The organism is Lysobacterales bacterium, from assembly GCA_016703225.1.
In the GTDB taxonomy this organism is placed as follows: Bacteria; Pseudomonadota; Gammaproteobacteria; order Xanthomonadales; family Ahniellaceae; genus JADKHK01.
Map to the genome: position 1 here is coordinate 147,424 of JADJCM010000001.1, position 13,562 is coordinate 160,985.

Consider the following 13,562-nt stretch of genomic DNA (forward strand, 5'->3'; position numbering starts at 1 on the left):
CCTGCGGCGGGTTGCCGCTTGCCCAGAGGACTCCCAAGTGAACACTTCCCGAAAGACGCTGTGCCTCGTGCTGGCCTGCGCCGCGAGCTGGTCCGTCGCCGCCACCGAACCCGAGTCATCGACGCCCGCGAAGGCGGCAGAGCCGACCGCAACCAAGGCGGAACAAGGCATGCGCGCCTACATCGACCCGGAAACTGGCGCGCTGAGCTCGACGCCAGTGACCGCAGAACAGCAGCAGGCTGCAGAAACTCCTGATCCCGCATTCCGCCAGGACGACGCCGGCGTCGCGGTGATCCGCATGCCGGACGGCTCGAAGATGGCGCACCTGAATGGCCGCTTCGAAGTGGCGATGGTGGCCACGGTCGCCGCCGACGGCAGCATCCAGACCGAGTGCAATGACGTCGAAGCCCATGCCTCGGGCGCGCATTCGCACCCAGCGCCGGCAGCACCGGCAGCGCCGGAAGCCCCCGCCGCCGCCAATGACGACCCCACCCGATGAGCGCCGCCATGAAACGACTGATCGCACTCGGCGCATGCGCCGCCCTCGCCAGCAGCACCGTCGGTGCCGCCACCATCACCATCGTCAACCTTGACGGCGCCGGGGAAGGCTTCAACGACCCGACGCCGGTCGCAGCACTGCCGAGCAATCCGTTCACCACGCGCGGTGCGCAGCGTCTGCACGTGTTCCAGACCGCCGCCAACCAGTGGGGCGCGCTGCTGCAGAGCAATATCGAAATCCGCGTGCAGGCGGCGTTCAATCCGCTTACCTGCAGCGGCACCAGCGCCACGCTCGGCTCGGCCGGCGCCACCACCGTGCACGCCGACTTCACGAATGCCCCGGTGGCGGGCGTCTGGTATTGCCCCGCACTGGCGAGCTCGCTCGCCAACAGCGACGTCAACGGCGCCGGCACCAACGACATCAACTCGCAGTTCAACGTCGACATCGACAACGGCACCTGCCTGACCGGCACCACCGGGTGGTACTACTCGACCGCGGCCTCGGACGCGACGCCGGCCGGGTACATCCCGCTGCTGCCGGTGGTGTTCCATGAACTCGCACACGGGCTCGGCTTCCAGACCTTCACCAGCTCCAGCACCGGCGCCTTCTTCAGCGGCACGCCGGCGATCTGGGACACCTTCCTGGCCGATGCCACGAGCGGCACCACCTGGTTCAACATGGCCGACAACGCCACCCGCCAGGCTTCCGCAATCAGCGACCCGAACCTGATCTGGAAGGGCCCGAACGTGACCGCGGAACAGGGCAACTTCCTGCTCGGCGCGCCGATCCTGCGCATCACCGCGCCGGCGGCGATCGTTGGCGACAAGACCGCCCAGGCCGCGGCCTTCGGTTCGTATGCACCGGCCGGCGGGCTTCCCGGCGAAATCATCGCCGCTGCCGACGGCGCTGGCGCTTCCACGCTGGATGGCTGCGAGGCCTTGACCAATGGCGCGCAAATCTCCGGCAAGATCGCGCTGATGGTGCGCGGCAACTGCAACTTCACGGTCAAGGTGAAGAACGCGCAGAACGCCGGGGCGATCGCGGCAGTGATCGACAACAACGCCGCCAGCGGCCTGCCCGGCATGGGCGGCTCCGACCCCACCGTCACCATTCCCTCGCTCGGCATCTCGCAGGCCGACGGCAATGCCATCCGCGCGCAATTGGCGCTGCCGGTCACCGTCAACGGCACCCTCACCTACCTGCCGACGCTGGCCGGTACCCAGGTCAGCGGCGGCACCCGTTACGTGCGCATGAACGCGCCGAACCCGGTGCAGCCGGGTTCATCGGTGTCGCACTGGACCGTCGATACCTTCCCGAACCTGCTGATGGAACCGGCGCTCAACACCAGCATCTTCGACGACGTCGACCTGACCATCCCGCTGTTCAAGGACATCGGCTGGAACATCGCGGCGCCGGACGCGCTGTTCGGCGACGGCTTCGAGTAACCCGCAGCGCAGCGGCGCGGCGATGTGGCCGCGCCGCCGCGCAGGACCGACTTGCCCGGGATCGTCGTGAGCGCCGACAATCGTTCCGCCACCGGAGTCAACCGATGACTGCGCCCTCGGATCCCGACCACGCAGACGCGCTGCGATCAATGATCGCGGCAATTTCCGACACGCGCCGGATCGGCGAGTCAGACCTGACCGAATGGCTCAGACTCACGCAGTCCGATCTGCGCCGCATCGCGCACGGCGCGCGCAGCGACACGCGCGCATCGGAAACGCTCTCGACGACGGCACTGATCAACGAAACCTATCTTCGCTTCGCGCAGTCCGATTCCCGCTTCGCGGATCGCAAGCACTTCCTGGCGACCGCTTCGCGCGCAATGCGCCAGATCCTGCTCGATTACGCGCGCATCCAACGTGCACAAAAACGTGGCGGCGGCGCCACACACGAGCCCCTGGAAGCCGCGACGCAGGTTGCCGCAGCGCAACCGATCGCCGAAGAGTTGCTGGAGCTGGATTCGGCACTCGAGCAACTGGCGGAAGTACTGCCGCGTGCAGCGCGGGTCGTCGAATTGCGTTACTTCTGCGGACTCGACGATCGTGAGACCGGCGAGGTACTCGGCGTCGAGGAAAGCACCGTCCGTCGCGACTGGCTCAAGGCCCGCGCCTGGCTGCTGATGCATCTGGAAGCGGCCTCGTGAAACCGATCGACGAGCGCGCCCAGCTTACCGAGGCGGAGCTCGACGATGTGCTCGACCTCCCCCCGGATCAACGCGCACGCGCGATTGCGCGGGTCGCCGTGCACGACCCGGCCAAGGCCGAGGCCCTCAAGCGCTGGCTGCGCGCGATCGACGCCTCGGACGGCCTGCTCGATGTCGCATCGATATCGCGGCGCAACCTCATCGGCGGCCAGACCATCGGCCGCTGGTCCGTGATCCGCGAGATCGCCACCGGCGGCTTCGCGCAGGTGTACGAAGTCGAACGCGCCGACCATGCCTACGCGCAACGTGGCGCGCTCAAGCGGCAGCGCGCCGACCGCGAGGGCGAAGACTGGCGCATCGCGCACGAGCGCAAGCTACTGGCGCGCCTCGACCACCCGGGCATCGCGCGACTGCTCGACGGCGGCGTCGCAGCCGACGGCGCCTCCTACCTGGTCACCGAATACGTCGCCGGCCGCGCACTCGACGACTGGCTGGCGGCGTGCAACCCGGGCAGCGCGGAACGCATCGCGGTCATGCTGCAACTGGTGGACGCGGTCGCTGCGGCGCACGCACAGGGCGTAGCGCACGGCGACTTGAAGCCCGGCAACATCCTAGTCGATGGCCAGCGCGCGCGCATGATCGATTTCGGCGCCTCGCGCCTGACCGGTCCCGCGGTTGCCGGCGGCGAGATCCGCGACCCCTCGCTGACGCCGCGCTATGCAGCGCCCGAACGCTTGCGTGGCGCCCCCTCCGACGCCGCCGCCGATCAGTTCTCGCTGGGCCTGCTCCTGCACCTGCTGCTGGCCGGCGCGCTGCCGGCTGCGCGCCGCGCGGCAACCCTGGATGAGCTGACCGCGGACACACAGCCACCGGTCGTCGATCTTGCATCGGTACGTACGACTGGAGTGCGGCACGGGCTGCGCGATCTCGAAGCCATCCTGCAGCGCTGCCTGCAGCCCGATCCCCTGCAGCGCCATCCCTCGGTCACGGCGCTGCAGGCCGATCTGCTGCAGTGGCAACGGCACCGCCCGATCGCGGCGCGGCACTGGTCCGCCATGGAACGGCTGCAGCAGATCGCTGCGGATTCGCCGAGGACCACCGGGTTGCTGGCGCTGCTCGCGCTCGCTGCCCTGCTGCTCGCCCTCGACGACCTGCGCCTGCGCGGCGTGTTCGACGCCACCTTGCGCTGATCAGACCGCCGCGGCGCGCACGAACGCGATCAGGTCGAGGATCTGCGGATCTTCCGCCCAGGCGTTGGCCACCAGGATTCCGGACTGGATCGGCTGCACCGGCTCGACCAGCGGAACGACTCGTACCGCGTGCCCGGCAGTCACCCGACCGGAGGCCAACAACGGCAGGATCGCCACGCCGAACCCGGCCTCGACCATCTGCACGATGGTGTGCGTGCCGGTCGCTTGCATGCCGCAACAGGGACGCACCTGCGCGGCGTGCAAGGCCTCCAGCACATGCTGGCGCCCGGTGGATCCCTGCTCGAACAGAATCAACTCCTCATCGGCGAGTTCGCGCAGCGAAACCGCGCGCGCGTACGCTGCGAACCGATGCGACTCGGGCACGAGCAGCGACCAGTTCAGGTCGAACCAATGCAGGTACCGCACGTCCTCGGAAAAATCGACCGGTGCGGCGAAGCCGACCGTGCGCTCCTCGCATTGCAGCAGCGCCCCGAGAATCTGCTGTTCGGTGCGGATGCTCAGACGCAGCGGCGCCCTGGGGTACGCCCGTTTGTAACGCCCCAGGATGTCGATGAGCAGATAGGACGCCAAGTACTGACTGGCCAGCACACGCAGCGGCTGTGCAGCGCAGTCCGCGCTGAACGCATTCACGAACCGACGCTCGTGTGCCATCAGCTGCGGAGCCAGGTGCAAGAAGCGGCGCCCATCCGCAGTGACTTCGATGCGATCCACCGATCCGGTTGCAAACACGAATAGCCGGACCCCAAGCATCTGCTCGGTCGCACGCACCGCCACCAACACAGCGTCCCTCGCGATACCCAGCCCGGCCGCAGCCTTGGCCAGCGATGTCTCTCGCAGCAACGCGACGGTCACGGCGAGGGCCGGTTGGTCGCTCGTCGTCATGCAGTCCATCGGCTGTGGCTCGCTGTGTCTCGCATCGGCAACCCCTCGTCCCTCGTGCCCCCGACCCAGCAGGCAGCCACCGAGGGGCAGAATGCAGCATCGCCCCGGCACCTACAACCGCCCTGCATGCATTCAACCCCTCCCGTGCACGGAATGGCCTCCGACTTTCGTGTTCATCGTCAATAACGACGGAGGTGTGTTCCCCATGCGATCGTTCCTCACGGAATTCGCGCTATTGCTGCCCCTGTCGGCCCACGCGATTGTGCGGACTTGGGAGTGGCCGAGTACAACCGCCACCCACCCCTGCCCGGGCACGCTGCAGCAATGCATCGACGGGGCTTCCCTGGGCGATACCGTCCTGATCATCGATCAGACCACATCTCCGGATGGCTACACCGCCATTGACGAGGACATCTCGATCAACACCCCGATCACCCTGACCGCAGCGCCGGACGTCGACGCGGTGTTTGCCCCACACCGGCACGTCCGCGCCGACCTGGATCTTCTGGGCCATCGGCTTGCGATCAGCCACCTGGTGCTCAGACAGGGTTCCATCGAGGTGACGTACTCGACCAGTACCGCTGGCGCAACGGTCAACATCGAGCACAACCGTCTCGCCGCGATCGAACGGACGGGAGCGATCGGTTGCGGGATCGATGTCAAGGCAGATGGTTCGACCCACGCGACCGTCAACATCAGCAGCAACGTCCTGGAGCCACCGGCTGAAACCGTGGCGCTGGGCAGCAGTGACTACGCCATCTGCGTCGCTCAGGCATTCTCGGCTTCACCTCCGCGCGACATCAACATCATCGCCAACCGCATTCACGCCACTCTCGCCGGTTCACTCGGGCAGGCCATCTTGGTCAGGGCGGGGGACGGCACTGTCCGCATCACCCGCAACAGCATGGTCGGTCGGGGCATCGCGGGCGGCATTCTCCTGGGCAGCCACCCAGCCACATCATCGGCCATCGCAATCCACAACAACGTCGCGGTAGGCATCGCTCGGTTTGCGGCCATAGAGGCCGACCTCGAGGACTCAGCACCGACCACCACGTTGACCGTGGTCCACAACACCGTCGCCTATGGCCACACCGGCATCGACATCGTGCTGCCGGCCACGGTGGGCACCGGGCGTCTCGCCAACAACATCGTGGCGTACCAGTCGGAAGTGGGCATCCAACTCAGTCCCACATCCACCGCCGTCAGCAACAGCCACAACCTGCTGCACGCGGTGCCCGACAATCCCGGATTTTCCGCCGATCCGAGCACGGTGCTGGGCGATCCGTTGTTCGACTCGATCGGCCACCCGCAGCCGCGCCTCGGTTCGGTCGCCCTCGATGCCGGAAACCCCGCCGACCTTCCGGTGCTTGCGGTCGTGGACGCCGACGGCGAGAAGCGGGTATGCAACGGCAACACCGATATCGGCGCCTTCGAATTCTGCTGGGACGCCGCCACATCCCTTCTCGCAACGCCATCCAACACCGAATTCAACACCGTGTGGGTGGACCACTATCCGACCATGCTGTACGCAACCGACCTGCTGTTCGCCACACCGCGATATGACGAACTCCCATCGCCCTACCCGAACCTCGGCGTCTGGCGCGACACGGACGCGAATCGATGGGAGGTGTTCCACCAGAACCTCTCTCCCGTTCCTTTGGGCCGCACGTTTTCGGTGATGACGCCCGTATTCAGCAAGCTCGCACTGCCGTTTGTCAGCACTGCTTCCGCACTTTCCTATCAGGAGATCGACGATGCCCGCATCAACGGTGACTCTTCGCTGGCGTTGATCGTGATGCCGCAGTACACCGGCCCCGGCACCTACCACGACCATGCGATCGCTGCGACGTACACAACCGACAACGGCGGTCGCTGGCGCATCCGCAATGAGGACGGCGTGGTGCTGTCGGCCGGCATCCCGTTCAACATCATGGCGCCGCGTTCATACTCCCCGAACGGTCTGCGCGTCAGGGCGATGCATCCGCTGAAGCACCCGCTGCTCGACAACAACCCCTGCGCCGCTCCGATCGCGGGTCGCTTTGACGACCTGGGCGACGGCGCCCACTTCAATCTTGCCCCCTTCTCGCTGCAACATGCTCCGCCCACCGGCCCCGGTGCCCCCAGCCGTTGGAAGGTGCGCAATGCCACCCCAGACGCACTGTTCAACGTCGTCGTCGACGGCGGGCAAGCCAACGCCTGCCGAGCGTCACAGGCCTTCGACACCCTGCTCGCCGACGGTTTCGAATAGGAGTAACTCGTGGCCATTTCCATGTGTCCTATCGTCGTGCGCCTGACCGCTGCGTTCGGTCTGGCCATCGGACTGCTTGCCGCGGACGGAACTCACGCTGCGACGGTTCAGCGCGCCAGCGTAAGCAGCACCGGGGCCGAGGGAGATGGCGACAGCTACTTTCCATCGATCTCCGCCAACGGTCGCTACTTGGGCTTTTACTCCTATGCCACCAATCTGGTGCCCGGAGACCACAACGGCAGTTCGGACGTGTTCGTTCTGGACCTCCAGACCGGCCAACTCCGGCGCGTCAGCCTCGATAGTGCGGGTACCGAGGGCAACGGCAACAGCATCTGGTCCAGCCTCTCGGCTGACGGTCACTACGTCGCGTTCTCCTCCGATGCCAGCAATCTGGTGCACGGCGACACCAATGCTCAGCGCGACATCTTCGTGCACGATACGCAGTCCGCACGAACCACGCGCATCAGCGTGAACAGCGCGGGCGCGCAGAGCGATGGCGCCAGCTACCGTCCGGAAGCTTCCGCCGACGGAAGCCATGTCGCGTTCCACTCCATGGCCACCAACCTGGTGCCGGGGGACACCAATGCCGTGTGGGATGCGTTCGTGCACGACCTGCAAACTGGCCAGACGCAGCGCATCAGCGTGGACAGTTCGGGTGGCCAGACCGATCTCGACAGCTACGGCGTGAGCGTCTCGGCAGACGGCCAAGTCCTCGCGTTCTTCTCCCGAGCCACCGCACTCGTGGCGGGCGACAGCAACGGCAGGTGGGACATCTTCGTGCATGATCGGACCTCCGGCCTGACCACCCGCGTCAGTGTTGACAGCGCGGGTAACCAGGGCGATGGCGACAGCCAGTGGCCCAGCCTCTCGGCGGATGGGCGCTTCGTCGCCTTCTATTCCCTCGCGACCAATCTCGTTCCGGGGGACACCAATGCGCGTGCGGACGCCTTCGTACATGACCGCAGCAACGGCCAGACCACCCGTGTCAGCCTGGATAGCACCGGCACCCAGGGTGATGGCGACACCTATGGCGTCCGCATATCGGCCGACGGCCAGCGGGTCGCCTTCCACTCCTACGCGTCCAACCTGGTATCTGCGGACAGCAACGGGCTCGAGGATGTCTTCGTGCATGACCGAGCTTCGGGACGAACCACCCGCATCAGCGAGAGCGATTTCGGGGTGGGGGGTGATGGCGACAGCTATCAACCCAGCCTCTCGGCCAACGGAAGGCGCGTGGCATTCGCATCCGCCGCTACCCAACTGGTACCAGGCGACAGCAACAACGTTTCCGACGTCTTCCTGTGGCTGCAAGACAGCGCCGTCCCTGTGCCACTGCTCGGGCATCGTGCCATCGTGCTGATCTGCGCCCTGCTCGCGCTCGGCGCATGGGCGGTCGAACGGCGCCGGCGACACGCCTGAAACGCGGCCCAGACCAAGGCCCGCCTGCCGCGCAAGCGTCAGTCGAAGTCCGCGTCCAGCACCAGGCGGTAGCGCACGTCGCCGGCCTCCAGCCGCTGCATTGCCGTATCGATGGCCGACATCGGCAGGTGCTCGACCTGCGGCAGGATGCGGTGGCGTTCCGCAAATCGCAGCATTTCCAGCATATGCGCGGGGCTGCCGATCGCCGACGCAGAGAACGACGCGCCTCGACCCATCAGTTCATCCGCCGAGAAGGCGGCGGGCGCAGAGCCCACGCCGAGCACGTGCAACCGCCCCCGATGTCCGAGCGCCCCCACGAATGCCTGCAGGTCGATACCGCCCGACGTCGTCACCAGCACCAGGTCAAAGGGCCCGCAGCGACGCAGCACGTCGGCATCCGAGCCCGCCGGCAGCGCCTGGTGGGCGCCCACACAAACGGCATCGACGCAGTCTTCGGCGCGCTGCACGAATGCCACCACCTCACAGCCGAATGCGCGCAGGAACTGCACCGCCAGATGCCCAAGCCCGCCGATACCGACCACCGCCACGCGATGCACCGGACGCACGAACTGCGCGATCGGATGAAAAACGGTAATTCCGGCACAAAACAGCGGGCCGGCCTCGGCGGCCGGCAGACCGTCGGGCAGCGGAAACACCCAAGCCCAGTGCGCACGCACGCGCGCGGCGAAGCCACCGACACCATCAATCAGCAGCCGCCCGAGCGTCTCGCACTGGTGCAACGCACCGCCCCGACACGGCTCGCAAGCCAGGCAGGAATGGCTGATCCAGCCGATACCAACGCGCTGTCCCGGGCAAACGCCACGCGCGCCACTGCCCAGTTGCACCACCCGGCCGATCACCTCGTGGCCGCCCACGAACGGGTAGTGCGAACGCCCCCATTCATTGCGCCACATGGCCAGGTCGGAACGACACAGCCCGCAGTGTTCGACAGCGACCTCCACCTGGTCATCGCGCAAGGGCCCGAGGTCGATTTCGCGCAACGAGAACCCAGCTCCCGCCGCGGTCGCGACCCATGCCGGCGTCTGCGTGGACATGCGCTGCTGCCGCGAGAAGGCCGGCGTGATCGAGAGCGACTGTGCCACCGCGCTCACGGCACGCTCTCGAAGCCGGAGGCGAACAGCACGGTGGGCGTCGCCAACTGTTCGGACAGCAGATGCAGGTACACCTCCAGGTTGTCGTAACCCGCAACCCCGAGTAATGGCACCGACAACTCATGCCCATTGGTTTGCGGCAAGCTCGTGTTGAGTCCGAGACCCGCGTACTGAACTTCGAAGGCGTCGGGCATGCCATCGCCATCCGTGTCGGCCGGGGGCGCGGGTGGCGCGGTGAAATCGAGGTCGAACGCATCATTGGCTTCGGGCTGTGCGTGCGGCAGGATCTGCGGCGTTCCACTCAGGGCACGGCTACGCATGCGGCGGTCCATCGGATCATGCGGAAGCGCCCCGACGCGCCACGGAAGCTGCGCACGGGTCTCGGCCGGGGTCCAGTAGGCGATCGCCGGGTACGGGTGTCGCGCACTCAAGCGCTCGGCCACACCCATGTCGGTGTTGGGTGCCGCGGTCGGAAAATCGTTGCAGCAGTACACGAGCTGGTAGTCCGAGAACGCGGGATAGAGATCCATCGTGTTGCCCGACAGATACACCCGGTTCTCGGCATTCGCCAGCAATACGTGACTGAACAAGGCGTTGCCGTACCCGGTTCGCGACATCACCTGGTTGTTCACCGCGTTCAAGTGGATGCGGTAGGGCCCGAGACTCGGATCACCATCCACGTACTGCGCCATCTGAATGTCGATTCCCGGATCGAACTGCAGGTTGTTCGACACCTCAACCCGCAGCGGTCGCGCGGCGCATTCCGCCGAAGAGTACGGCGGCCCGCCACCGTAACTGGACGCTTCGCAGTTGAGTTCAGGCAGTCGCCCGTACAAGCGAAACCAGAGGTTCTTCACGATGCTCAGTTGATCCTGCGGATACTCCGGGTGAGCGTAGTTGAGCAGCATTCCACCGTGGATCGCATGTCCGCCGATGGTTTCGGCGAGGATGCTGCGCTGGATCGTTCCCTGCGAAGCCCACGAAACCTGCGCTCCCTCATCGGTGGCATGGGCGAACGAGCTGCGGTCGATCATGAACACGTGGATACCGTCGAGTCGCAGCGCATCATCCATCGCATCACCACCTTCGGGAACGCCCAACTGTGCTGCCGGACGCGAGCGCAAATGGCGCACGACCAGGTTGCCACAGTCATTGCGCTGGTACTGCGCGTCGCACACCAGCCCACGCACGATCACCCCACCGGGCGAGGTCTGCCCGGCGATGGTGACGTCGCCATGCACGACATTGGCGGGCGCATGGATCACGCCACTGACCTTGAACAGGATGTAGCGGGGTCCACTCTGCGCCAGCGCCCAGTTCAGAGAGCCTGGACGCAATCCGTTGGGATCGGGATCAAGCGAAGTCACATACAGCACCCGCCCCCCGCGACCGCCACTCGCAACCGCTCCGAATCCCTCGGCGCCGGGAAAGGTGGGCAACACCTGCGCAAGACCAGCGGCGGCCAGCAGAGCCAACACCAGCGCCAAACACGCCTTCGACACGCAACGACCAGACCTACGGGATAACACGACAGACTCCTCGCCTCGGGCGCACGCTCGCCATCGACTGCACACACCCCAACACTTCCTCGGCGCACCGCAGGAAACAACCCGTCGCGTCTTCGGCCACGTCGGGATCGCAGAGCAACCTGGCCAGCATCGGCTCGCTGTCGGTGAGACCGGCACGGATGATCGCCGCGCGCACCCGCAGGTGCAGGCTCTCGCGCAACAACCGGAGTGCCAGTCCAGTGCGCGCATCGCGTGGCATCGCCCATCGATTGAGCTGCACCAGCGAACGCAGTCGATCGACAATTTCGGCACGAACATCGCCCGGCGGCCGGATCGGCGCAAGTCTCTGCGGGGGCTTCGACCCCAAGCTGCGCTGCCCGCGCTCGACTCTCAGCGAAGGAACATCGGAAACACACAGCAGCAGGGTTGCGTGCGCATGGCACGCCAGCCAGGCCTGATTCGGTCCTATCACGAGCCCGGGCACGGAACTGCCGAGTACCACCAACCCCTGCTGTCCACCTCCCCACAGCAGCACGGTGGCCAGCAATTCCCCTCCCAGCAAGACGCGTGCACCGCCGATCACGCGATCGTGCCCGACCGGATACAGCACCCGCTTGGCATCGGCGCAGGCATCCAGCACCGCCGAAGATCCGTCCAGCCACTCGACCTCACCGGCGACATTGGTCGATGCACCGAGCGACAACGCCGCGTCGGCCCAGCTTGCCTGTGCTCTTACACCCATGGTGGCCTCCGCTGTGTTGATGTTGGAGGTAACGACGTTGGGCGCCAAAGCCGTGCATGCCTTTCCTGGAACGGCGGATGCACCGCGCAATTCCGGCATCGCGGCGGCGTCCACCGGCACTGCTCGATGGCGCATCGCACGTGGTGCGCATTGCGTCGATCGATTCTGCCTGCACGGAAATCGGGGCCTTGCGCGTTCTGGGATTTCGGCGCACCCGAACCGAGGGCGCCTGCCCACAGCCGACAACGCAATGGTCGGCGTGGGTCTACATCGGTCGATCTGGTTTGCGGATGGCCTCGACCGGCACCGCAGATCACTCTTCACCCCCCACATCGAGGACGAGAACATGACAAAGCAGAACCACTTGTGTTGGACACTGGCGGGCTGGCTCGCTCTAGGCTTGTTGCCCTGCGACCGCGCATTCGCCGCGAGCGGCGACGACGACTTTGCTGCGGAGCTACTGGCTACCCAGAAGGGCTACGTCTACGAGGACCCGAAGAGCGGCGCACTCTCGCTGCACCCCATGACGCCGGAGCAGCAAGCGATCAGCCCCACGGTCTACGCGATGCTCAAGGCGGAGACCCCCTACCTGCCATTGCGCGTACTGCCCAAGGGTGAAATCACCATCCTCTTGGATGATCGCTACCAAGAGAACATGTCGGTGACCACGCAGCCGGACGGGACGCAGGTTCAAGCCTGCGGAACCCACGCCCATCAAGACGCGGCAACGGGCACTGCAAGTGGCGGCAAGTCGAAGCGCGCCAACCTGACCAAAGCACAATAAGGGTACCGTTCACATGAGCACTCACTTCCGCAACTGCGCACTTGCGACTCTCCTTTCCCTGAGCCTCTCGGCGCAGGCAGCCACGATCACGATCGTCAACAACGATGGACCCGATGAGGGATTCAACGACCCCACCCCGGTGATGTCGGTCGGCGGCAATCCGGGCACGACGCTGGGACAACAGCGACTCCTCGTTTTCCAGCGCGCAGCAGATATCTGGGGCGCACGCCTGCAAAGCGACGTCGAGATCCGCGTGCAAGCAAACTTCGATTCCCTAACGTGCTCCGCGAGCAGCGCGACGCTGGGTAGCGCGGGGCCAACCACCACCCATGTCGTCGCGAGCGAAAGCCCCTACTTGTTACCCGCAGCCTTGGCCAATGCGCGAACGCGCAGAGATCTGAACGGCGGGCGTGCCGAGATCGTTGCGAGATTCAATTCCGACATCGACCAGGGATGCCTGGCCCCGGGCCGCGAATGGTGGTACGGATTCAACCGAGCGGCGGGAGGCGACCGCCGATTTGCCCTGCTGCCTGTCGTGCTGCACGAACTGGCACATGGACTGGGATTCACCGCAATGATCGATTTCCGCACGTCGCGTTTCCCCATGAACGTGCCTTCGCAATTCGGCGCATTGATACTCGATCTCGGGGCTGCGCAGTGGTTTGCGTACATGAGCCCGAGTGAAATCACAGCAGCCAGCACGAATGACCCGAACCTGGTCTGGGTCGGACTCAACGTGCGCCTCCAGTTCGAGGACTTGCTCCAAACGAATCCCGCGACGGGATTGCCATGGGGAACCACGTCTCGCCTGGTGCGTCTGCACGCACCTGCAGGGCTTGCGCCGGGATCATCGGTTTCCCATTTCAGCACTGCTGCTCGCCCCGACCTGCTGATGGAGCCCGTGATAACGCCGGGCTTGTTCGATCAGCTTGACCTGACACCGGCGCTCCTCCAAGACATCGGTTGGGACTTGATGGGGCCGTAGCGAACTTGGCGGAAAGTTGAAGAAGG

Annotated in this window: 12 protein-coding genes; 8 read left to right on the forward strand and 4 right to left on the reverse strand. The window is 65.9% G+C overall.

All coding sequences use genetic code 11. From position 1 onward, the window contains the following. Positions 1–37 precede the first annotated feature (37 nt). The 4 genes from IPG63_00645 to IPG63_00660 all read left to right on the forward strand — a co-directional run bounded on the left by IPG63_00645 (position 38) and on the right by IPG63_00660 (position 3,835). Positions 38–499 carry a hypothetical protein gene (locus IPG63_00645; protein ID MBK6725761.1) on the forward strand — a complete coding sequence of 154 codons (462 nt, stop codon included), beginning with the start codon at positions 38–40 and terminating at the stop codon, positions 497–499. A gap of 8 nt (positions 500–507) precedes the next feature. Beyond that, complete coding sequence (locus tag IPG63_00650) at positions 508–1,944, forward strand: peptidase (protein MBK6725762.1); 1,437 nt, start codon at positions 508–510, stop codon at positions 1,942–1,944. 104 nt (positions 1,945–2,048) lie between these two features. Then, the gene (locus tag IPG63_00655; protein MBK6725763.1) at positions 2,049–2,645 is read left to right on the forward strand and encodes a sigma-70 family RNA polymerase sigma factor; all 597 of its coding nucleotides are present in this window, start codon (positions 2,049–2,051) and stop codon (positions 2,643–2,645) included. Next, positions 2,642–3,835 carry a serine/threonine protein kinase gene (locus tag IPG63_00660; protein MBK6725764.1) on the forward strand — a complete coding sequence of 398 codons (1,194 nt, stop codon included), beginning with the start codon at positions 2,642–2,644 and terminating at the stop codon, positions 3,833–3,835. The genes IPG63_00655 and IPG63_00660 overlap by 4 nt, the downstream gene beginning before the upstream one ends. Here IPG63_00660 and IPG63_00665 read toward each other — a convergent pair whose 3' ends face one another. Continuing rightward, positions 3,836–4,738 carry a LysR family transcriptional regulator gene (locus IPG63_00665; protein ID MBK6725765.1) on the reverse strand — a complete coding sequence of 301 codons (903 nt, stop codon included), beginning with the start codon at positions 4,736–4,738 and terminating at the stop codon, positions 3,836–3,838. 205 nt (positions 4,739–4,943) lie between these two features. On the opposite strand from IPG63_00665, the gene IPG63_00670 reads away from it, so the two are divergent. Next, on the forward strand, positions 4,944–6,986 hold the full coding sequence (locus IPG63_00670; protein MBK6725766.1) for a hypothetical protein: 2,043 nt from the start codon (positions 4,944–4,946) through the stop codon (positions 6,984–6,986). 168 nt (positions 6,987–7,154) lie between these two features. After that, positions 7,155–8,405, forward strand: a complete 1,251-nt coding sequence (locus IPG63_00675) for a PD40 domain-containing protein (GenBank protein ID MBK6725767.1) — start codon at positions 7,155–7,157, stop codon at positions 8,403–8,405. 38 nt (positions 8,406–8,443) lie between these two features. Here the strand turns inward: IPG63_00675 and IPG63_00680 are convergent, their stop codons facing one another. Genes IPG63_00680 through IPG63_00690 form a run of 3 tightly spaced genes read right to left on the reverse strand, consistent with a single transcriptional unit; the run spans position 8,444 to position 11,767 of the window. Continuing rightward, positions 8,444–9,460 (reverse strand): NAD(P)-dependent alcohol dehydrogenase, encoded by a 1,017-nt coding sequence (locus IPG63_00680; protein ID MBK6725768.1) that lies wholly within the window; start codon positions 9,458–9,460, stop codon positions 8,444–8,446. Between the two features lie 53 nt (positions 9,461–9,513). Continuing rightward, positions 9,514–11,019 carry a hypothetical protein gene (locus IPG63_00685; protein ID MBK6725769.1) on the reverse strand — a complete coding sequence of 502 codons (1,506 nt, stop codon included), beginning with the start codon at positions 11,017–11,019 and terminating at the stop codon, positions 9,514–9,516. A gap of 13 nt (positions 11,020–11,032) precedes the next feature. Then, a complete protein-coding gene (locus IPG63_00690; protein MBK6725770.1) occupies positions 11,033–11,767 on the reverse strand; it encodes a hypothetical protein in 735 nt (244 codons plus the stop codon). A 37-nt stretch (positions 11,768–11,804) separates the two neighbouring features. On the opposite strand from IPG63_00690, the gene IPG63_00695 reads away from it, so the two are divergent. Next, positions 11,805–12,551 (forward strand): hypothetical protein, encoded by a 747-nt coding sequence (locus IPG63_00695; GenBank protein MBK6725771.1) that lies wholly within the window; start codon positions 11,805–11,807, stop codon positions 12,549–12,551. 13 nt (positions 12,552–12,564) lie between these two features. Then, the gene (locus IPG63_00700) at positions 12,565–13,536 is read left to right on the forward strand and encodes a hypothetical protein (GenBank protein MBK6725772.1); all 972 of its coding nucleotides are present in this window, start codon (positions 12,565–12,567) and stop codon (positions 13,534–13,536) included. Positions 13,537–13,562 lie beyond the last annotated feature (26 nt).

Coding starts and splice junctions, on each gene's coding strand:
- IPG63_00650 (MBK6725762.1), top strand. CDS start 508: ATGAAACGACTGATCGCACTCGGCGCATGCGCCGCCCTCGCCAGCAGC.
- IPG63_00655 (MBK6725763.1), top strand. CDS start 2,049: ATGACTGCGCCCTCGGATCCCGACCACGCAGACGCGCTGCGATCAATG.
- IPG63_00665 (MBK6725765.1), bottom strand. CDS start 4,738: ATGACGACGAGCGACCAACCGGCCCTCGCCGTGACCGTCGCGTTGCTG.
- IPG63_00670 (MBK6725766.1), top strand. CDS start 4,944: ATGCGATCGTTCCTCACGGAATTCGCGCTATTGCTGCCCCTGTCGGCC.
- IPG63_00680 (MBK6725768.1), bottom strand. CDS start 9,460: ATGTCCACGCAGACGCCGGCATGGGTCGCGACCGCGGCGGGAGCTGGG.
- IPG63_00690 (MBK6725770.1), bottom strand. CDS start 11,767: ATGGGTGTAAGAGCACAGGCAAGCTGGGCCGACGCGGCGTTGTCGCTC.
- IPG63_00700 (MBK6725772.1), top strand. CDS start 12,565: ATGAGCACTCACTTCCGCAACTGCGCACTTGCGACTCTCCTTTCCCTG.